26 protein-coding genes and 3 tRNA genes are annotated in these 17,384 nt (G+C 46.4%); 23 read left to right on the top strand and 6 right to left on the bottom strand.

The genetic code is table 11. The annotated features are described in order from the left end of the window. Positions 1-222 precede the first annotated feature (222 nt). The 3 genes from M2422_RS09135 (at position 223) to M2422_RS09125 (ending at position 2,209) form a co-directional block, all read left to right on the top strand. The gene (locus M2422_RS09135; RefSeq protein WP_064673415.1) at positions 223-1,155 is read left to right on the top strand and encodes a hypothetical protein; all 933 of its coding nucleotides are present in this window, start codon (positions 223-225) and stop codon (positions 1,153-1,155) included. A 155-nt stretch (positions 1,156-1,310) separates the two neighbouring features. Then, positions 1,311-1,508 carry an AlpA family transcriptional regulator gene (locus M2422_RS09130; protein WP_064673414.1) on the top strand — a complete coding sequence of 66 codons (198 nt, stop codon included), beginning with the start codon at positions 1,311-1,313 and terminating at the stop codon, positions 1,506-1,508. A 104-nt stretch (positions 1,509-1,612) separates the two neighbouring features. Further along, entirely contained in the window at positions 1,613-2,209 is a 597-nt protein-coding gene (locus tag M2422_RS09125) for a hypothetical protein (RefSeq protein WP_064673413.1), read from the top strand. Positions 2,210-2,279: 70 nt separating this feature from the next. Here the strand turns inward: M2422_RS09125 and M2422_RS09120 are convergent, their stop codons facing one another. Beyond that, positions 2,280-2,465 carry a YlcI/YnfO family protein gene (locus M2422_RS09120; RefSeq protein ID WP_064673412.1) on the bottom strand — a complete coding sequence of 62 codons (186 nt, stop codon included), beginning with the start codon at positions 2,463-2,465 and terminating at the stop codon, positions 2,280-2,282. A 192-nt stretch (positions 2,466-2,657) separates the two neighbouring features. Between M2422_RS09120 and M2422_RS09115 the strand changes: the two genes are divergently transcribed. The 7 genes from M2422_RS09115 to M2422_RS09085 all read left to right on the top strand — a co-directional run bounded on the left by M2422_RS09115 (position 2,658) and on the right by M2422_RS09085 (position 8,011). Beyond that, positions 2,658-2,864: a hypothetical protein gene (locus M2422_RS09115; protein ID WP_155739953.1), complete on the top strand. Its 207-nt coding sequence runs from the start codon at positions 2,658-2,660 to the stop codon at positions 2,862-2,864. Then, positions 2,857-3,309 (top strand): hypothetical protein, encoded by a 453-nt coding sequence (locus tag M2422_RS09110; RefSeq protein ID WP_141240646.1) that lies wholly within the window; start codon positions 2,857-2,859, stop codon positions 3,307-3,309. The genes M2422_RS09115 and M2422_RS09110 overlap by 8 nt, the downstream gene beginning before the upstream one ends. After that, on the top strand, positions 3,296-3,598 hold the full coding sequence (locus M2422_RS09105) for a hypothetical protein (RefSeq protein WP_064673411.1): 303 nt from the start codon (positions 3,296-3,298) through the stop codon (positions 3,596-3,598). Before M2422_RS09110 ends, M2422_RS09105 begins: the two co-directional genes overlap by 14 nt. Before the next feature lie 175 nt (positions 3,599-3,773). After that, positions 3,774-4,739, top strand: a complete 966-nt coding sequence (locus M2422_RS09100) for a hypothetical protein (RefSeq protein ID WP_064673410.1) — start codon at positions 3,774-3,776, stop codon at positions 4,737-4,739. A gap of 103 nt (positions 4,740-4,842) precedes the next feature. Continuing rightward, a complete protein-coding gene (locus M2422_RS09095; protein WP_064673409.1) occupies positions 4,843-6,714 on the top strand; it encodes a toprim domain-containing protein in 1,872 nt (623 codons plus the stop codon). 2 nt (positions 6,715-6,716) lie between these two features. Further along, a complete protein-coding gene (locus tag M2422_RS09090) occupies positions 6,717-7,577 on the top strand; it encodes a hypothetical protein (protein ID WP_064673408.1) in 861 nt (286 codons plus the stop codon). 77 nt (positions 7,578-7,654) lie between these two features. Then, complete coding sequence (locus M2422_RS09085; RefSeq protein WP_064673407.1) at positions 7,655-8,011, top strand: antiterminator Q family protein; 357 nt, start codon at positions 7,655-7,657, stop codon at positions 8,009-8,011. Positions 8,012-8,050: 39 nt separating this feature from the next. Here M2422_RS09085 and M2422_RS09080 read toward each other — a convergent pair whose 3' ends face one another. Next, a complete protein-coding gene (locus M2422_RS09080; RefSeq protein ID WP_064673406.1) occupies positions 8,051-8,842 on the bottom strand; it encodes a bifunctional 2-polyprenyl-6-hydroxyphenol methylase/3-demethylubiquinol 3-O-methyltransferase UbiG in 792 nt (263 codons plus the stop codon). Between the two features lie 168 nt (positions 8,843-9,010). Between M2422_RS09080 and M2422_RS09075 the strand changes: the two genes are divergently transcribed. The 10 genes from M2422_RS09075 to M2422_RS09030 all read left to right on the top strand — a co-directional run bounded on the left by M2422_RS09075 (position 9,011) and on the right by M2422_RS09030 (position 13,097). Then, on the top strand, positions 9,011-9,274 hold the full coding sequence (locus M2422_RS09075) for a hypothetical protein (protein ID WP_063452749.1): 264 nt from the start codon (positions 9,011-9,013) through the stop codon (positions 9,272-9,274). Between the two features lie 117 nt (positions 9,275-9,391). Continuing rightward, positions 9,392-9,468, top strand: a tRNA-Ile gene (locus tag M2422_RS09070). Between the two features lie 77 nt (positions 9,469-9,545). Continuing rightward, a tRNA-Thr gene (locus tag M2422_RS09065) sits at positions 9,546-9,621 on the top strand. A 4-nt stretch (positions 9,622-9,625) separates the two neighbouring features. Further along, a tRNA-Gly gene (locus tag M2422_RS09060) sits at positions 9,626-9,700 on the top strand. Between the two features lie 353 nt (positions 9,701-10,053). Beyond that, on the top strand, positions 10,054-10,302 hold the full coding sequence (locus M2422_RS09055; protein ID WP_058654329.1) for a class II holin family protein: 249 nt from the start codon (positions 10,054-10,056) through the stop codon (positions 10,300-10,302). A gap of 1 nt (position 10,303) precedes the next feature. Then, on the top strand, positions 10,304-10,843 hold the full coding sequence (locus M2422_RS09050; RefSeq protein ID WP_064673405.1) for a lysozyme: 540 nt from the start codon (positions 10,304-10,306) through the stop codon (positions 10,841-10,843). Beyond that, on the top strand, positions 10,840-11,307 hold the full coding sequence (locus M2422_RS09045) for a lysis protein (RefSeq protein WP_064673404.1): 468 nt from the start codon (positions 10,840-10,842) through the stop codon (positions 11,305-11,307). Before M2422_RS09050 ends, M2422_RS09045 begins: the two co-directional genes overlap by 4 nt. Positions 11,308-11,366: 59 nt before the next feature. After that, a complete protein-coding gene (locus tag M2422_RS09040; protein WP_064673403.1) occupies positions 11,367-11,747 on the top strand; it encodes a hypothetical protein in 381 nt (126 codons plus the stop codon). A 497-nt stretch (positions 11,748-12,244) separates the two neighbouring features. After that, the gene (locus M2422_RS09035) at positions 12,245-12,433 is read left to right on the top strand and encodes a hypothetical protein (protein ID WP_064673402.1); all 189 of its coding nucleotides are present in this window, start codon (positions 12,245-12,247) and stop codon (positions 12,431-12,433) included. Between the two features lie 496 nt (positions 12,434-12,929). Then, positions 12,930-13,097 (top strand): hypothetical protein, encoded by a 168-nt coding sequence (locus tag M2422_RS09030; protein ID WP_231113506.1) that lies wholly within the window; start codon positions 12,930-12,932, stop codon positions 13,095-13,097. Between the two features lie 61 nt (positions 13,098-13,158). Here M2422_RS09030 and M2422_RS09025 read toward each other — a convergent pair whose 3' ends face one another. Next, positions 13,159-13,437, bottom strand: a complete 279-nt coding sequence (locus M2422_RS09025; RefSeq protein WP_064673400.1) for a hypothetical protein — start codon at positions 13,435-13,437, stop codon at positions 13,159-13,161. A 203-nt stretch (positions 13,438-13,640) separates the two neighbouring features. On the opposite strand from M2422_RS09025, the gene M2422_RS09020 reads away from it, so the two are divergent. Beyond that, on the top strand, positions 13,641-13,841 hold the full coding sequence (locus M2422_RS09020; RefSeq protein WP_064673399.1) for a hypothetical protein: 201 nt from the start codon (positions 13,641-13,643) through the stop codon (positions 13,839-13,841). 109 nt (positions 13,842-13,950) lie between these two features. Here the strand turns inward: M2422_RS09020 and M2422_RS09015 are convergent, their stop codons facing one another. Next, on the bottom strand, positions 13,951-14,301 hold the full coding sequence (locus M2422_RS09015) for a hypothetical protein (protein ID WP_064673398.1): 351 nt from the start codon (positions 14,299-14,301) through the stop codon (positions 13,951-13,953). 134 nt (positions 14,302-14,435) lie between these two features. Between M2422_RS09015 and M2422_RS09010 the strand changes: the two genes are divergently transcribed. After that, a complete protein-coding gene (locus M2422_RS09010; protein ID WP_064673397.1) occupies positions 14,436-15,893 on the top strand; it encodes a glycosyltransferase family 2 protein in 1,458 nt (485 codons plus the stop codon). A 157-nt stretch (positions 15,894-16,050) separates the two neighbouring features. On the opposite strand, the gene M2422_RS09005 is transcribed toward M2422_RS09010, so the two are convergent. Further along, on the bottom strand, positions 16,051-16,260 hold the full coding sequence (locus M2422_RS09005) for a hypothetical protein (RefSeq protein WP_064673396.1): 210 nt from the start codon (positions 16,258-16,260) through the stop codon (positions 16,051-16,053). Between the two features lie 166 nt (positions 16,261-16,426). Between M2422_RS09005 and M2422_RS09000 the strand changes: the two genes are divergently transcribed. Further along, complete coding sequence (locus tag M2422_RS09000) at positions 16,427-17,014, top strand: hypothetical protein (protein WP_404997266.1); 588 nt, start codon at positions 16,427-16,429, stop codon at positions 17,012-17,014. 30 nt (positions 17,015-17,044) lie between these two features. On the opposite strand, the gene M2422_RS08995 is transcribed toward M2422_RS09000, so the two are convergent. Next, on the bottom strand, positions 17,045-17,338 hold the full coding sequence (locus M2422_RS08995) for a type V toxin-antitoxin system endoribonuclease antitoxin GhoS (RefSeq protein WP_048026867.1): 294 nt from the start codon (positions 17,336-17,338) through the stop codon (positions 17,045-17,047). Positions 17,339-17,384: the final 46 nt, after the last annotated feature.

Here is a 17,384-nt window from a genome sequence, read left to right as displayed (position 1 = left end):
CGTGAGTCGTATGGTTAGGCTGGCATAGCGTTAATTTTGTATCAGATAATAGCCACCCATGATTTTCATAATGCTGTATTTGGGTATGGTTTGGGATGGACATGTTTACCTCAGTAGACGATAATATATTTAAACTAAATGGCTTCCTCTAGTTAGCTTTGTGAAAAAACATTACCCTAATGGGTAATATAGTTGCTAAAGTCAGGATTGTGAGGGGTATTAATGGTGAACGCAGATTCTCTAAAAAAATGTTTTGAAATTATAAAAAAAATTGATAATAGCAACCCGTTATGGATTCCTTCTTTTTCCGAAGCGAAAAATCTAAGCTTTATATCTGGCAAATATGATTTTCGAGGTTGGGTTGATGAAAGAAATAAAATGGATGCTATTTATAGTAATATTGAGACGCATGAGGATTTTGACGAGCTTCTACGCCATCTAGAGAAAAAACATGAAACTATCTGCTCACATGAAGAAATCATTTTTTGTAATGACATCTTATCTAAAATATTGAATGACAAATACATCGCGAGAGCGTTGTTAGATGGGGGGGTGGTTATTCTCCCTGTGATTGATCCTAATAGGTATATAAAATTTAAGGCCTTGAATAGAGTTATATCTGGGGTGCATACGGCTGATATGTTTGCATATTGGCAGCAGATTAATGATTTCACTGACAAGGAGCGTGAATTATTCAATGGCAGACCATATAAATTTCATAAAAGATTAGTATATATTATGTATGGTTATGCATCAGGAGAAATAAGACAAGCTTATGCGGATGGAATTGAAACACTTGATAAGTATAAACAGCTTTTAAAAGGAATTTGCGAGCTCGAAAAAAATAGTTTGTTTAGTTACCTACCTGAGTGGCATGGAAGAGTATTTCATGGTGAAGATGATAGTCTTATAAGAGTCCTTGCCGAAATAGATAAAGCAAGAGCTGGGGTAATTTCTACCAGAAATGATAATTCTCTTGCTGAAAGAGCCTTCGTTACTGAATTGCTTAAGCTTTTTTATAAACATGGTGGTTCTAATCCTGCATCGGCTGTTTATAGATTTACTCGATCAAATTTTATGCAGAATGACATTGAAAGAAAAACAATACAAAGATGTTGGGATTCATTATCCTCATCTGTGGACAAAAACAGATGATTATTGTCCATTTTTGTCCTGACGTAATTTAGATTGGTTCGCGTTTTTTTGTCTAGTCAAAACAAGTCATTAATAGAGTGCTTTTGGTATTTCAAATGGCTTTCAACCTTCTTAGTATTCTTCTGTGCACTACATTGGAATACTAAGGAGTTATCATGTCTCAATCTTTAATTCGGCTTTCTGAAGTTCAGCGCCGAACCGGCTACTCCAAGGCTTGGTTATACCGCCTTATGAGTCAGGGTAAATTCCCATCTTCCATCAAAATTGGCTCCCGCTCCATTGCCTTTGTCGAAAGTGAAATCGATGACTGGATTAACCAGCGCATCGAAGAGTCTCGGAAGGAGGTAGCCTGATAAAGAATCCCCTATGTGCATTTGTTGCGTGTCGTTTAATTAGTATCTGGTTAAGATCTAATTGTTGCGACAGCTATCAGCTAATTAAAGATAGGTAAACCATCATGAATAAATTATATGCCCCTATTGGGGAGGACCTCTCTCAACCTAAAATCGGCCTGCATGGCATTTCTACGCCGACTATGAGTAGCTTAGAAATGGTCGATTACATCAATACCGAACGTCAGGTGAAAGCGGAAGAGGAGGGGATGTCCTTCCCATGTAAAAAATATCGTAAGCTTCGCCACGACAGTTTTATGGCGAAAGTGCCAAAAGTCTTGGGTGAAACTCAATCTCCAAAATTTTCTGGAGATTACATTGATGGCAAAGGGCGAGCCCAGTCTTGCTACAACTTCCCCAAACGCGAGGCCTGCCTGATGGCAATGAGTTATAGCTACGAGCTGCAGGCTAAGGTTTACGATTACATGGAAGAGTTAGATCGTCAGGCCCATGGCTACCTCAATTACTCAGTTCAAGAACTGCAGGCGATTGTGGCTGGAGCTCGTAAGGTATCGGATGAAGACTCAAGTGATGCTGGCCGCCGTTTACGTAAACGCCAGGACGATTTGGTACTGCTTGAAAAAGCAGAAACACTGGTTGAAAGCCTCAGTCAGTTGAAGCTGGATTTAATTGGTGGTGGCAAATTTCTAGAGGTTCGCTGATGCTTCCTGCCAGTTTTGTCCATGGTGACGGCAGCGTTGTTAGGAACGCTGCCTTATTGAACCTCAAAGATCACTGGTCATTTGTGCTTTTGTGTTTCTTTCTCTCGCGAAATTTTATTTCACGTTCCAGAGCAGTTACAACAAATTGGCCAGTGCTTTCACCTTGTTCTTTTAATGCTTCGACTGCATCCGCAACTTCATGCGGTACTCGTACGTCGAATCGCTTTGATTTTGCATTGATGCCTTTGGTTGCCATGACATTTCCATTATTGGGTAGGTGTCCGACATCATACATTAAAATTTCAACTGAAAAAAGCATTGACGTGTCGGACACCTTGGTATTACATTGTGTCCGACACCTAGTGTTGATTCAGGTGAAAATGCGAAACCCGGCAGTGCTACCAACACTTACCGGGTCTCTAACCACAACGTAAGTGAGGCTTACACTATGGCACATTCACATAGTAACCAAACTCGCCCTGAAAAAAAATATCATTGGCGATTTCTGGTATTAAACCAAACTGATTTTTTAGCAAACTTTTGCTGCTTGATTGTCAAGGCATCATCTGGTTTTGATGCTGGTACGGCATCTATGCAGTTTTACGTTTTCTCTTCCACTGGTCGCGTTCGTATTCAGGAGGTGGCTAATGTCTAAATCAACTCAACTCAAGTTTCACAAAAATCGCTGCTCTATTTGGGCAAGACTTCCTTTTGTAGACCGAATTGAGGGTAAGCCAGGTTACAACTCTTGGTGCGTTCCGCGAGATGGTGGCTATTTTGGCGGTTGTGAGTCAGGAAAGGCTCTTGGAATGATTTATCTCAAATATTTACGTGAGAATGGGAGAGGGTTAGGAGGCAATCTACAGTTTGTTGTCATGGATATGTGTGGCTTAGGTTTTTCTGCCGGGAGACTCACTGACGAACAGGATGCGCTTAAAGGACAGATTGTTGGTTTTTTCACACTGTTAGAAGATTGGCTGGAACAAGCTGTAAAGCATGGAGGCCATAAGCTAGACAATCTTGAAGAGCCAAAATTGCTCAAGTACGCAAACCATTGGCTGTCAGTGAAGGACGCGGAGGTTAATCATGAGTCAGATTGAACAAATTCTCACTAGGTCCTGTTCAAGGAATGAATCACCGGATGAACTCAATAAAATAAGTTCAAACTCTCATGATGCCTTTGATGGAATTATGTCTGGTCTCAGCTCCATGGGGAACGTGATTTTCTGGGCATGTGATAATGCAGATTACGATGATAAATCTGCTAGGGAAGATCTCCGCAATATCGGTGAAATGCTTATGTATCTCCCCGGTATAGCCGCTGCATTGAAATTCAACGCTGGTGAAGCTGATTCAGTTTTGAGAGAAGTCAGACGCAAGAAAAACTGAACCAGTAATTTATTACCCGCTATTAGAAAAAATACAGCCATCAGGTTGGGGAATTCTTCGGCCTGAGAAAGGAGAAACGTAATTATGAAACCTGAAAAGCAGAGCTTCATAAAAAAGAGACGATACTTCGTGGTCTATTACATGGTCCTTTCTTTCCATTCTGAAAGGGGGAGCTATGGCGCGCATTAGAACAATTAAACCCGAATTCTTCCTGCATGATGAGTTATTCGAACTTGAGAAAGAAACAGGGTTGCCAGTTCGCCTGACCTTTATAGGTCTTTGGACTCAATGCGACCGGGAAGGTCGCTTTAAATGGCGGCCTTTAAGGCTTAAAGCTGCGATTCTTCCTTACGACGAAGTTGATATGTCACGCGTACTTCACGCGTTAAATACGCGTGGTTTTCTCGTTAAGTACGCTAATAACACGGGTGAGTATGGCGTGATTCCTTCGTTCAAAAACCACCAAGTTATTAACAATAAAGAGTCAAAATCTGAGCTTCCGGCCATTTCTGGCTGTGAAATTCTGAAACCCTTATCTGATGCGGGTTGTGGCGCGATAAGCACGTGTGAACCACGCGATGATGACGCGTACCAAGGGGAAAGGAAGGAAGGAAAGGAAGGGAAAGGAAAGGAACTAAATACAATGTCCGATTTTCCTCGGACAAATTGTGATGCTCCAGATGAACAGAAAAGTTTACCTGCACAGGAAAAGTCAGGACCAAAGAATGGGGACGACAGTGGTGATCCAGTTGAAGCAGCATTTGAAAATATCTTTTGGATGGCTGGACTTCGTAAGGATGCAAAGGTCAAGGCTAGGTCTGCTTTTCAAACAAAATTTAAGGAATGGAAAAAATCTAACCATGGCACACCAGAGGACTTCGCCACACTGCTAGCTGATGACATTCGAATAAGAGCTAGGGCGCAGCAACTTGGGTTCGACAAGTTACTTCCTGCTACGTATTTGAACGGTGAGCGCTGGAATGATGAGAAACCAGTCGTAACGTCGAATTCTTCAGGAGCCTCCACTCCGGGAGGCTCAGCATCAAACTCATGGTTCACTCCGTCAAATGACGGTTCATCTGAGATTTTTATTAATCAGGCTGCTATTGAGCGTTTGAGTCGTGGCGGACAACGCAAATGAAAACACTCATCAAAAGGCTGCTTGTGGCCGGATACAACCATGGTGTTTTGCGCAAGGACTTTGTGTCGTGGTGTTTTGTTAAATTGGATTTGAGGAGTGTGTAATGACCCCTGCTGAACTCTCAGAAAAATTATGGGATAACGCCGAGCGCGTAGCTAAATTTCTCCTTCCGAAAGGACATCTGGAGGGGAAAGAGTGGTGTGCCGGCAATACTAACGGTGACTCAGGTAAAAGCCTCAAGGTTAATATCGGTGGTAAAAAGTCATGGGCTGATTTCGCCAGCGGAGACAGTGGTGACCTGCTGGATCTCTGGGTGCTGGTGCGTAATTGCCAACTGCACGATGCAATGCGAGAGGCGAAAGAGTTTCTTGGCCTGAAAGATGACGATCACCACTTCGAAGCGAAGAAAAAAACGTTCTCTCGCCCGACGAAGAAGGGCGTTAAATCGGCCAGCAAATGCTACGACTACCTTGCTTCGCGTGGCATTACCCGAGAAACAGCCGATCGTTTTAAAGTGACAGACGCGGTGGTCTGGTACCACGACGAAAACCGCGAGGTGCCTGCAGTGGCATTCCCGTACATTCGGAACGGCGAACTGCTGCAGGTAAAACGTATTGGTACCGAACGGCCAAACGGCAAAAAGCTGATCATGGCTGAAGCTGATTGTGAACCATGCCTATTTGGCTGGCAGGCACTGGATAAAAACACCCGTCTGGTAGTGCTGTGTGAGGGTGAGATTGACTGCTTGACCTTTACGCAGCTTGGCTATGATGCCCTGTCTGTTCCATTTGGCGGTGGGAAGGGTGCCAAGCAGCAGTGGATTGAATATGAATACCACAACCTCGATCGCTTTCAGGAAATCTGGCTGTGCCTGGACAACGATGATGTGGGCCGTGAAGCTGCAAAAGAAATCGCCAGACGTCTTGGTGAACATCGTTGCCGCATGGTTGAGCTTCCGCACAAAGATATCAACGATTGCCTGATGAACGGCATGGACAGCGACTCCATTCTGGAATACATGGAGCGCGCTAAATTCTTCGATCCCGATGAGCTTTGCTCAGCAGGGGATTTGCTTCAGGAAACTATCGAGGCATTCGAACATCGGGATACTGGCCTGTTTACAAGCCCATGGGCTTCGCTGAACAACAACTTTAAGTTCCGTGCCGGTGAGCTGACCCTCGTCAATGGCGTGAATGGGCATGGCAAAACAGAGCTCGTTGGGCATATTGCGATTGATGCGATGAGTCAGGGCGTCAGGACCTGTATTGCTTCTCTGGAGCTTAAACCAGGCAAGATGCTTGCCCGACTCACGCGGCAAACTATCTGTACTTCCTCACCGAAGCGGGAAGAAATCATTATGACTAACGAATGGTTTTCTGACCGCCTTTGGGTATTCAAACTCACCGGAACGGCCAAAGCAGACCGGCTGCTGGAGATTTTTGCCTATGCTCGGCGTCGTTATGGCATTGAGCTTTTCGTCATAGATAACCTAGCTAAATGTGGTTTAGACGAAGAAGACTACACAGGTCAGAAAGACTTCATCGATACCCTTTGCGACTTCAAGAACGAACATAACTGTCACGTCCTGCTGGTTACCCATGCCAGAAAAACAAACGACTCCGCTCCGACCGGAAAGATGGATGTAAAAGGCACCGGTGCGTTAACGGATATGCCCGACAACGTGATGGCCGTCTGGCGCAACATTCCGCGCGAGCTGGCGCAGAGAAAAGCGGATCGTATGGGTTATGAGAGCCTCGACAAAGACGAACAAGCCGCAATCAATCTTCCCGCCTCAATGATTCGTTTGTTGAAGCAACGAGAAGGGGAAGGGTGGATCGGTGACATCGGAGCTAATTTCGACTCTCGCTCTCACCAGTTCCTGGAAGGCGAGAAAAAACCATTTAACTACCTGGTCGGTAAGCCGCAAAGCGAGCTTGATCTCGAGTGGGAAGCCAGCAACGTGACGAGGGTATAACGATGCGCAAAGACAATAATGACCATAAGACACTTTTCACCATTCCGACGGAAACGCACAGCACCGCCCTCGCAAACATCAAGCCTCTGCCCGAGCAACGGAGAATCACCGGGCATAAGCAGACTGACGCTTATCTTTGGGTGCTGGAGGTTATCCGTCTGAACGAACCCGAACATTTGGACGCAGCCGAAGCCGCGCTGGAGAAAATTAAAATCTCCCCAAAAGAGGCCGAGGAACGTTACGCGCGTTATCTGCTGGCGAATGGTGGCGATCCTTTCCAGGTTGCTTTCGGTACCATCGGCATGGATAACCCGGCACAGGCAATCAAGAACGCCCGGGAGAACATCAAAAAAGCAGCATCAGTCAGGGCCACGTTCGGCAGCTATGAGGCAGCACTCGAAGATGTGGAAGCCGAGCGCGTAATCAAGTCTTCCCTGAAATTTATCGACGATCTCCGTTGGGGCTGGACTTTGAGCGAGAGGAAAGCTGGCAGCATTAGCGGCGGACGTATTAACGAAATTGACGATCAGCGCCGGGAATTTGTCGATGGTTATCGTGATGTTTTGCCAGAGCCACACACGCTTTCGGATGTAGTCCGTGAGCTGATTTATTGGGACTGGCTTTACTGGGCGCGCAACACTGCCGGGAACGAGCTCGAACACGAATACGGCTACTCCGATCATCATGAATCCGTACATGACCGTGAGCGTTACCTTGAAAAATTGCTGGCAACCATCAAACCCGTGACGCGAGCTGAAGCTATCGAGGTATGTCGCTGGTTCCTTGAAAGTGAAAAGGGCCAATACATGGAGAACCACGGCGCAGCGGTGATTCTTAACCTGGTCGGGGAGTGTGAAGAATGAAACTGGAAGCACCACTCAAACATTCCAGCCCTCAGGGGACACACATCAGCGAAAAAGAACAAGTGAAGGAAAAACTTATGCGTGATATGTACGACGTTATGGATCGCTGGGGAGCCTGGGCCGCTGCTGATAGTAGCGGGGTAGACTGGCAACCAATCGCAGCCGGATTCAAAGGACTTTTGCCACACGGTAAGAAATCACGCCTTCAGTGCGATGATGATGAAGGGATTATGATTGACGGTTGTGTGGCGCGTTTGAGGAAGTATAAGCCAGATGAATATGAACTTATTATCGCCCATTTTGTGATTGGAATTTCACTGAGAACGATAGCCAAAAAGCGGAAGTGTTGTGATGGGACGATCAGAAAGGAGTTGCAGACTGCTATGGGGTTTATTGATGGCGTAAGAAGTATTTTATTTACAAACAATCATTAATAAGTTCACAAGGCAGGCCACGAGCCTGCCATGAAACTACTAGATGGTTGCAATTACAATTAATGGCGTTCCTAATCGCTTATTAAACGAGCCATCGTTGATATAATTAAGTTTGGAGGATGAAATTGTTTGTAACGCTTGGTTTTTTCTTGTTTGAACTGTTATAACCGTTTCTGGTACATTTAATCTTCTGGCTAAATCAGTTAGATAAAAACCCCTAACCTCCTTTGCTTGGTACCCTTGATCTTGATGGATTCTATCAACAATGATTAACTTGCATTGAGCATTACACATTTTTTTAATTTCAAATGCCCTAGTGGTTCCCATTTCACGATAGTTAGATGCAAATTTGTTATCCAATAGCGCAACTGTAGTGTTTAGTCCTTTTGCAGCATGTGCTGGGGCTGCACCAAAGAAAGAAAATAAAACATGGTCGAAATTAATACTTTGAAATAGCGAGTCTAAATTTTTATCGAAGATATCTGCTTCAACGAGGTAGCATTGAATGTCTGAGTCGATGTTGATGGTATTTATTTGAGATAGGTTGATTTTTTTTACTTTATAACCTGATTGGTTAAGATTACTAGCAGCGACGTTGAGTAAGTCTGTATTGATTTCGATACTAACGACTACAGCTCCCAATGCTAACACTTCCTGCGTACCATATCCCACACCGCAACCAATCTCTAATACAGTTTTAGGATTGATGATATGAGAGGCTATCCATTTATAGTCAGAAAACCGTTTGTGGTCTGAACTAGATTTCCCCCATTCATTGGCATATTGTTGGGGGGTCATTGCTGTCCTAGTCTGAGATAAAGGGGTGCTCATAAATACTCCATTTTTTTGTGATAATTTCTTACATAATAGCTAACGCGTACGCAAAAATTATCATATCCTGATAAGAGTAGTCACTTCGACACACAGCTTAATCATCGAAACCCTGCTAGAAATAGTGGGGTTTTGTCGTATCTGGAGGCCAACTATGAAAGATAAAAAATGCTGGTAAGAGTCTCTGCAGATCCCAGCATTCTGAAAGAGAAGGTTGATGCTTTACTTGAAATGTTTCCCGAGCATATCCCTGACCAGTTTCTCTGCATGATCTCGAGCCTGCTTAGTGATATCGTTTTTGTGAATGGTCCTCCCGCAGTTAGTACAGGTGGTGCCTTCAATATCGTCTACGCTCTTGATTTCAACACCGCTGCGTACAGTCAAGTTATGGCCGCAGCCAGGACACTTAAAATTAACCTTACTCATGAATAGCTTCCTTTTCTGATATGGTTACTTTTGGCGATTTAACGATACCAGACAGGATGCAAGTCAACCATAAAAACCACTGATATTGCGTGGTTATTTTGACTTATGTATCATCTCGCTCCCGGCCCTTTAGCTCAGTTGGTTAGAGCGTGCGACCTATAATCGCCCGGTCGCTTGTTCAAGTCCAGCAAGGGCCACCAGACCGCCACTAGCTCATCGGGAAGAGCGGCAACTAAATGTTGTAGTACGAGGTTCGAGGCCCCGGTGGCGGACCAATGCCGACTTAGCTCAGTAGGTAGAGCAACTGACTTGTAATCAGTAGGTCACCAGTTCGATTCCGGTAGTCGGCACCATAATGCGGGCATCGTATAATGGCTATTACCTCAGCCTTCCAAGCTGATGATGCGGGTTCGATTCACGCTGCCCGCTCCAGTTAAAGCTTTTCGGTCTGCGATGATGGGTTACCCGGAGTGGCTGAGAAGCTACCCCGTTTTGAATGGGCGCTGCTTTTCGCAAAATTGCTGTGTGAAAATACTGACCCTTGGGTTCAGCGCTCATCCAAAAGCATCTCGTCAAAATCCAATTAGCCTCGGGTGGTTTGTTGGATGAGGTGCCTCAAACTCAAATAGCCTCGCTTCGGCGAGGTTTTCTTTTCTAAGGCTGCCATTTGGTGGCCTTTTTCTATTTCAGGCTCCGGGAACCATCAGCGACACGCCTACTTGTTAAATCGTCCCGAGAGCCTGACCTCTTACACACAGCTCCCGCCATTACGCGAGGAGATAGAGATGATCCGATATATGCCTGACAAAATTGCATCCGCAGTCTCGTATTGCGTGTCCGGCAGTCTTATTTGTGGAGGCGGCATTTTGCAATGGTTGCACGACCTCGACTGGAACAAGGTTGCAGTGGTAGGCGGTTTTCTTATCGGTATAGCCACATACCTTACCAACCTTTACTTCAAAAGACGCCAGACCAAGGCATACGAGAAGGCCCTTAAGAAGGGCTACATTACCGCTCCACCACAGGATAACTGACATGGCATCGACAAGAGCAAAACTAAGCGCAGCCATGCTATCCCTGATCGCCGCTGGTGCTTCAGCTCCTGTGCTGTTTGACCAGTTCATCAGTGAGAAGGAAGGAAACGCCCTTGTGGCTGTCGTGGATCCCGGTGGCGTCTGGTCACTTTGCCATGGCGTGACAGTTATCGACGGAAAACGTGTTGTAAAGGGCATGACCGCCACCGAGGCACAATGTAAGAAGGTCAACGCTATCGAGCGTGATAAAGCGCTTACCTGGGTCGACAAGAACATCAAGATCCCGCTCACTGCACCGCAAAAGGTAGGAATTGCATCGTTCTGCCCGTACAACATTGGTCCCGGTAAATGCTATCCATCGACCTTCTACCAGCGAATCAATGCCGGAGACCGGAAAGGGGCTTGTGAAGCTATCCGCTGGTGGATTAAAGATGGTGGCCGGGATTGCCGCCTGACTAAAGGCCAGAAGAACGGCTGTTATGGTCAGGTTGAGCGCCGCGACCAGGAAAGCGCGCTGGTGTGCTGGGGTATAGATCATTGAGCCGACTAACAGCAATCATCTGTTCTGTCGTTATCTGCCTGCTGGTTTCCATGGCCTGGGCGATTAACCAGTATCGCGACAACGCCATCACCTACAAATACCAGCGCGATAAAATCACTGAGAAGCTTAACTTGGCGAACGCCACCATCAAAGACATGCAGACCCGCCAGCGCGATGTCGCTGTGCTGGATGCCAAATACACGAAGGAGTTGACCGATGCGAAAGCTGAAAATAATGCTCTGCAGCGCAAGCTTGATAATGGTGGCAGGGTGCTCGTCAAAGGGCGCTGCCCTGTGTCAGCTAAAATTGAAGCCTCCAGTCCCTGCAGCGTGGGCAATGATGCCACCATCGAACTCTCAGACGTTGCTGGACGAAACGTTCTCGGTATCCGGACCGGAATTCTCAGCGACCAAACCAAAATAAAATACCTCCAACAATACATCTCTGAACAATGTCTGAAATAACTCTTTTTAAACTGGGTTGATAGGAATAGAGTTGAAATCTCAGTTTAAAGGAGATGAGAATGAATAAAAACTATGCAGGCATGGCTGAGCCAAAAAATGGCGATTGTGTTATGTTGGGTTTGGAAATTGGTCCGCATGCAACAGTGAAGTACTTAGGCGATTTTTCGGGAGGGAAGGCTGGGTTTACCGATGGTCGTTCTGGATTTAATGCGACCTATAAGCTAGTTGGTGAGCCTGGTGAAAATGAGATTCGTCTCTATTCTGGCGATAAGCTTGAATACTGCTTACATGGTAGTAGGGCTGCGCAGCCGCAAAAAGATTCAAATGGGTTTTCATTTTATCCGGACCTTCCGCTAGCTGTCGGACAAACCTTAAGGCTAACTCATGTCTCGAACACTTTTGTATCTATAGAATTGAGGCTTAACAGCCTGTACAATTAGACTATAGCTTTATTTTCAAGCCACTGACTCACTGGTGGCTTTTAGTCCCATCACCATGGGCCAGCTCATCATAATGGCAATATACCCATAAGCGGATAACCAACCAAATATCCCCGGATGGGATGGTAAGGCTCCCAATGTCTGACATCTACCAAATCACGCTAACCACCCTAACAGGCGACACCTTCAAGGGCAAAAGAGGTCTCGACCCAGACTGAGTTGGTAGACGGTTTCGTTATGCTCGGTGCAGTAACGATAGAGGGGATGGGGCGACAAGGTAAAACCAATCTACCTGACTGAACATGACAAAGACGTTATGCATCGTGGAAAGAAGAAAGACGTTATGATGCATAACAAGCCTTGGGAAAGAAGTTGTTCAAAAACGGTAACAAACAGTGGAGCATCTATAGGTATCAAGTGCGGATGTGCTTGCAACCGACAAAATAGTTTTCTAATATTACCTCTCAGGTAAACGTAATGTTTACTAGGGAGGAAAAATGGAACTAAACATTATCACTTTGATGAAGGCTATCATTGGCGGCGCAAGCTTGGGTTTCGCTTTGCCCGGTGGACTGTCTTTCCTGATCCCTGCATTTACTGTTACTGGTGGCATTGCATACGGGTTTGCTGTCGCAGGTGCTGTTACTCTTCCTGCAATTTACGCAGCCAGGAAGTTAGCTAACTAAGATGAGCCATCTTGCTTGGTTAGCGCCTCAAAACGCTCAAGAGTTAACCAGATTTTACTTCATCCTTTGCGTTCTGTACCTTGTTATTCATCTGGTATGGGACGCATTCTGTAAAGAAACGCCTAAGTTTTCACTGGAACGACTTCAATATAAGATGAATGAAGTTTACTCATCGTCGACTTTCGCAACAAGTGCGTTTTTTATTGTCATTTTATTTGATGTCAAAAACCCTCTCCGTACATCTGATGCATTCGTGTTTCCCTTGATTATTGCTGCACTGACTGGATTTATGATTTCCATATCAGCAATAGCGCCAAAAAAAGTAAACATCTAAATTTGACTGCATAAGCAAGGGTTGTAAGGTCGCTACGGCGGCCTTTTTTATTGCGTATCGCACGCATGTACCGAAGAGAATCTTTCAGAAATGAGCCTGGGTTTTACCTTATCTCTCGGCGACTTTGTCGTGCGACAGGCTCAAGCCCAAAAGGAAAATCAAATGCAGGTCAACATTGATGGTATCCCGTTTGTGCCTCCCTGCGCTTCAGCGTCACAGATTGGCATTGCGATGACTACCCACAACCGGACAGCCATTTTAAAGCGCGCTATTGAGCAGCACCAGAAGCATCTGCCAACCGGTATGCTGGTGGTGGTTAAGGTATGCTGAGAAGGCAAGAGCCAGCCAATAAAGGCACTTCAGTAGTTCTTCATTGAGTGCCCTAGATTTCTCATCCAATTTCGGCAATTAGTTGTGTAAATCGGGCCTCAGCCTCTTCGAGGGTAGAGCAAGTAATATTGCCCTCAAATTTTAGTTTTGTCCCATCGCTACGAACCCAGATATTCGCAACATCATGTTTGAGGATATCGCCGATATCAAACTCAACATCCTCTGGTGCGCGTGCAGCAGAAAAATACCTGCCTCCATCGCTCTCGAAGAGATAAACGACTAAATATGCGTGGTCAATCGCATGTTTCTTGATAACAACGTAATGCATTACATCAATCATTAATCCTCCTTGGTAAAGATGTGATTTCCTTGACAGGAATGATTTCTCTGTTGTGGCTACCACGGTTAGTTGAAGAAACACGGTTAGTTGAAGAAACAATATCAGCCATCAAACGACTAAAAACCAGAGGAAATTATGCCAACACCGGACTGGGATGCCATCGAGACGGCGTATCGGGCTGGAGTAATGTTTCTCTGAAAAATTTGTTGATTGCAAGTTGCGAGGAACGTGGCCCCCCGGTAGTGGTTGATACCGCCTGCGACTGGGTAAAGCCAACCTACCTGACGGATCGCGACATTGACGTTATGGACCGCCAGACGAAGCGCGACATCCTGGCACATAACAAAGCGTGGCAGGCGAACTGTCAGAACACCAAAGAGATGCATAGAACTGGATTTAACTAGTTCGTCGAGTTATCAATCAGCGGCGAAATGACCAAGTCAAATCGCGCGCCTATTAATGTTTTCACTATACCAACACTGTCAGCCACGCTGTGAAGCGTTGCGAAGCTGGTCAGTTGTTTTGTGAATTTTTCAGGAAGGACGTAACAAGACCTTCAAGGAATTGATAAACAGTCGATGCATTTGCAAAAGCTGATAAATATTCAAATAAACCAGACTTTGAAATGGCTTGTTTTTTCTGTTCAGGCTTAGCTTCACTGTAAACTTTTACTAGTTGATTCAGTTCTTCTGGCTTTGTGATCAATTTATCTAAAAGTAGCTGCCACTCTTGCTCGCTACCGTGCTGCAAAAAGCCGATTCGGCATGAGTGAGCATTTGTATTGATGAGTTCGGCATTAACTCCTTTACCGAACACAAATCCAACCCCACAGTCTACGGCGCTACAACCTGTCATTTTGATCATTTAACCCTCCGATCTGACATACCTTTTGTTTAATCAGATTAATCCTAACATATAACACTTAATGAATAATTAGGCGTTAATCACACTGACAGAAGCTACTGACTTCCGCTAATGTCTTTTTAATTGGAGTAAATATGCAGGTCACTATTGAGGGTGTCCCGTATGCACCCGTCTGCGCAATTTCATCGAAGATCGGGATTGCAATAACGACACACCAGCGCGCCGACGTTCTGAAACGAACGCTAGAACAGCACATGAAGCACCTGCCAGCCGGTGCGCTGATGGTGGTTATCGATGACGGTTCAAGGCCTGCAGCGGTAGTTCCCGGAGGCGTGCAGCTGCTTCGCCATGAAACATCACTCGGCATTGTTGCTTCGAAGAACGCCAGCCTGTCGGCCCTGACAGATGCCGGGTGCGAGCATCTTTTTTTATGGGATGATGATGCCTGGCCGATCGCCGATAACTGGCACCTGCCATATATCGAATCTCCAGAGCCGCACCTGGCTTATCAGTTTCTCGATCTGGCTGGTCCGCGAAAGATTAACGATATGACCGTTCTGCACCGGGATGATAAGCATATTGCTTACACTGGGCAGCGTGGCGTGATGTTGTACTACCACCGCAGCGCCATCGAGCAGGTGGGTGGGTTCGATCCAGTGTATGGCCGGGGCATGTATGAGCATCCTGATCTGGCGCTCCGGATTCACAACGCTGGTTTAACGTCGTGGGCGTTCGCTGATGTGATTGGCTCTGAAAAGCTGATTCACTCAATGGACGAGTATGAAGAAGGTGCACGCAGCATACCGAGGCCAGAACGTGAAGCGCTCGATAAAAAGAACGCTGTGATTTACGGGCAACGCCGGGATTCAGGATATACAGGCTATGCCGAGTATCGTTCTCAGCGCGACGTGGTAATAACAACGTTGCTTACCAGCCAGCCTGACCCGCAGCGCGGTACGAAAATGGCGGCCGCACCTGACATGCTGACCAAGTGGGCTGCCTCGCTTCGAAATTGTGGCCGTATTGCGCTGGTGGATGAACTGCAGACGGCACTGGCAGACGTTGAGCTGTATCGCGTTCCTGACGTGAAGATGAACGTCTACTTCCGGCGCTGGCTTCACATCTGGCAGCATCTACGCGATCACCCTGAATACCGGTTCGTCTGGTGTACCGATGGTACCGATGTCGAAATGCTTCGCGCGCCATGGGATGAAATGCAGCCCGGGAATGTTTACGTCGGTTCCGAACCGAAGACCTACGCCGACACCTGGGCAAAGCAGAATCATCCTGAGCGTATCTATCAGGAGTTCATTGAAGCGCACCGCAACGATGTGATGCTTAATGCTGGCCTGCTGGGTGGCACCCGCGCAGATGTAATGGAGTTCACTCACTGCATCATCCGTCTTTACTACCGGATCGAGAGTTATCGTTTCTGGAAGAAAGAACAGGCTGGCGCCGCGGTGGGTGACATGCTGGCGTTCGGTATTGTCGCGCAGTCATTCGCTGACAGGCTGGTCACCGGCCCTCAGGTACATACCGTGTTTAAAACTGATGGCATCGGCACAGAGTGCGCCTGGTGGAAACATAAATGAGAGGAAGATGTTATGACCCTTGAACGACGAGTTGCGACACTGGAAGAAGCTGTTGCGTTATTGAAAAAGCAGGTAAGCGAGAAAGATGCTCATATTACCCACTTTGAAAATTTACTTCGAAACCGGATTAATGAATTCAGCGCCTATTTAGACACAGTTAATTCATTCTCTTCTGATACTCCTCGATAGCGAGTTTTTCCAGGTCCTCGATTGTTGACTTCTTGATATCAATGCTTCCTGGGTCAAAAGATATTGAGGTGTATCCCGCCGGAGTATTCAGGCCAACAGTGATGTTGCAATTACCCGGCCGAGAAGGGTCTGATTGCCAGTCAATGTCGCGAATCGAAGTGATAGAAAACTTTCCCATTCTTTTTTCCTTATCCAGAGGTAATCAGCCATCCCTCTGCGCTTAGTGCGCCAGTGTCCCACCACTGACGGGCTGAATGCTTACCTTAACCAGGGTTAAAGCGAAGCAACACCCTGATATACAGACAGTAGCCGCCATCGTGCGGCTTTTTTATGGAGATTTGCTGGTGGCTGAAGACATAAAGTTTGTGGTGGTCGGCCATCACATCCGCTTAGGGCAAGCGCAACGGCTTGCTGCGTTGCTGGATGCTCACTTACTGGTTGATGATGGTCATCACGGCGCAAACTGGAATCACCGACGCGCTATTGAATGGGCTGCAGAGCAACCTTGCCGGGTAGTTGTGCTGGAAGACGACGCGCTTCCTGTGCAGGGTTTCACCGATAAGGTAACTGACTGGCTGGTGCGTTTCCCTGAAGACATGCTGAGCTTTTATCTCGGTACCGGCCGACCGCCGCAGTATCAGAAAGAGATTGCCGGAATACTGGTGGAATCAGACAGAGTAAACGCTGATTACCTTGTTCTAAGCAAACTGATTCACGGCGTATGTTACAGCCCTCCTCAGGCCAGGCTGGCGTGCATGCTTAACGCCTGGAATAAAACGCTTGCAGCTGATTACGCTGTCGGTGAGGCATTCGGTGGCCGGGTAATTTACCCGTGTTACTCGCTGGTGGACCACGCTGACCTCCCGACGGTTGAACGTCACCCTGACAACGAGCCGAGGACGGAACGTCGCCGGGCATGGAGGCTGGCTTAAACATGCCCGACGACTTTCGGGCCTTGGTTTTTATTTGTTAATTCGTTCAAGTCCGGAGAATACTCGCACTTTAGGCGAGCCCGTCACTAGTATCGATGGCTCTGGTTCTGGTTGTACCTTATTAGCAGCGGCCTGAGCTTTGCTTAATACTTGTTGGGGGGTTATATCAGCCACCATTGAATATTCAGCGGAAGGTAATTTCCATCGAACGCCGTCTATGCCTAGTGAACGTGAGAACCCTTTGGCGCTCATCGCCTTATGTAAATCTTCATAATCACCATCATCTGCATCATGCAGCTCAACGCGCACAGTGTAATTAGTCATATCTCAACTCCTGTAGAAAGGGAGTAAATAAGATAATTCCCAGTGA

Origin of the sequence: Enterobacter sp. SLBN-59, assembly GCF_024807915.1 — a bacterium.
Taxonomy (GTDB): domain Bacteria; phylum Pseudomonadota; class Gammaproteobacteria; order Enterobacterales; family Enterobacteriaceae; genus Enterobacter; species Enterobacter asburiae_B.
Note: the sequence above shows the minus strand (reverse complement) of the source record. Positions and strands in the feature narration are given on the sequence as shown.

What these genes read in the sequence shown, in the direction of transcription:
- M2422_RS09005 (WP_064673396.1), bottom strand. Translation starts at nt 16,260, where the DNA reads ATGGGAAAGTTTTCTATCACTTCGATTCGCGACATTGACTGGCAATCA.
- M2422_RS09075 (WP_063452749.1), top strand. Translation starts at nt 9,011, where the DNA reads ATGCTGGTAAGAGTCTCTGCAGATCCCAGCATTCTGAAAGAGAAGGTT.
- M2422_RS09085 (WP_064673407.1), top strand. Translation starts at nt 7,655, where the DNA reads ATGCGTGATATGTACGACGTTATGGATCGCTGGGGAGCCTGGGCCGCT.
- M2422_RS09025 (WP_064673400.1), bottom strand. Translation starts at nt 13,437, where the DNA reads ATGATTGATGTAATGCATTACGTTGTTATCAAGAAACATGCGATTGAC.
- M2422_RS09050 (WP_064673405.1), top strand. Translation starts at nt 10,304, where the DNA reads ATGGCATCGACAAGAGCAAAACTAAGCGCAGCCATGCTATCCCTGATC.
- M2422_RS08995 (WP_048026867.1), bottom strand. Translation starts at nt 17,338, where the DNA reads ATGACTAATTACACTGTGCGCGTTGAGCTGCATGATGCAGATGATGGT.
- M2422_RS09130 (WP_064673414.1), top strand. Translation starts at nt 1,311, where the DNA reads ATGTCTCAATCTTTAATTCGGCTTTCTGAAGTTCAGCGCCGAACCGGC.
- M2422_RS09115 (WP_155739953.1), top strand. Translation starts at nt 2,658, where the DNA reads ATGGCACATTCACATAGTAACCAAACTCGCCCTGAAAAAAAATATCAT.
- M2422_RS09040 (WP_064673403.1), top strand. Translation starts at nt 11,367, where the DNA reads ATGAATAAAAACTATGCAGGCATGGCTGAGCCAAAAAATGGCGATTGT.
- M2422_RS09055 (WP_058654329.1), top strand. Translation starts at nt 10,054, where the DNA reads ATGATCCGATATATGCCTGACAAAATTGCATCCGCAGTCTCGTATTGC.
- M2422_RS09010 (WP_064673397.1), top strand. Translation starts at nt 14,436, where the DNA reads ATGCAGGTCACTATTGAGGGTGTCCCGTATGCACCCGTCTGCGCAATT.
- M2422_RS09090 (WP_064673408.1), top strand. Translation starts at nt 6,717, where the DNA reads ATGCGCAAAGACAATAATGACCATAAGACACTTTTCACCATTCCGACG.
- M2422_RS09035 (WP_064673402.1), top strand. Translation starts at nt 12,245, where the DNA reads ATGGAACTAAACATTATCACTTTGATGAAGGCTATCATTGGCGGCGCA.
- M2422_RS09110 (WP_141240646.1), top strand. Translation starts at nt 2,857, where the DNA reads ATGTCTAAATCAACTCAACTCAAGTTTCACAAAAATCGCTGCTCTATT.
- M2422_RS09030 (WP_231113506.1), top strand. Translation starts at nt 12,930, where the DNA reads ATGCAGGTCAACATTGATGGTATCCCGTTTGTGCCTCCCTGCGCTTCA.
- M2422_RS09100 (WP_064673410.1), top strand. Translation starts at nt 3,774, where the DNA reads ATGGCGCGCATTAGAACAATTAAACCCGAATTCTTCCTGCATGATGAG.
- M2422_RS09105 (WP_064673411.1), top strand. Translation starts at nt 3,296, where the DNA reads ATGAGTCAGATTGAACAAATTCTCACTAGGTCCTGTTCAAGGAATGAA.
- M2422_RS09125 (WP_064673413.1), top strand. Translation starts at nt 1,613, where the DNA reads ATGAATAAATTATATGCCCCTATTGGGGAGGACCTCTCTCAACCTAAA.
- M2422_RS09015 (WP_064673398.1), bottom strand. Translation starts at nt 14,301, where the DNA reads ATGATCAAAATGACAGGTTGTAGCGCCGTAGACTGTGGGGTTGGATTT.
- M2422_RS09135 (WP_064673415.1), top strand. Translation starts at nt 223, where the DNA reads ATGGTGAACGCAGATTCTCTAAAAAAATGTTTTGAAATTATAAAAAAA.
- M2422_RS09080 (WP_064673406.1), bottom strand. Translation starts at nt 8,842, where the DNA reads ATGAGCACCCCTTTATCTCAGACTAGGACAGCAATGACCCCCCAACAA.
- M2422_RS09120 (WP_064673412.1), bottom strand. Translation starts at nt 2,465, where the DNA reads ATGGCAACCAAAGGCATCAATGCAAAATCAAAGCGATTCGACGTACGA.
- M2422_RS09095 (WP_064673409.1), top strand. Translation starts at nt 4,843, where the DNA reads ATGACCCCTGCTGAACTCTCAGAAAAATTATGGGATAACGCCGAGCGC.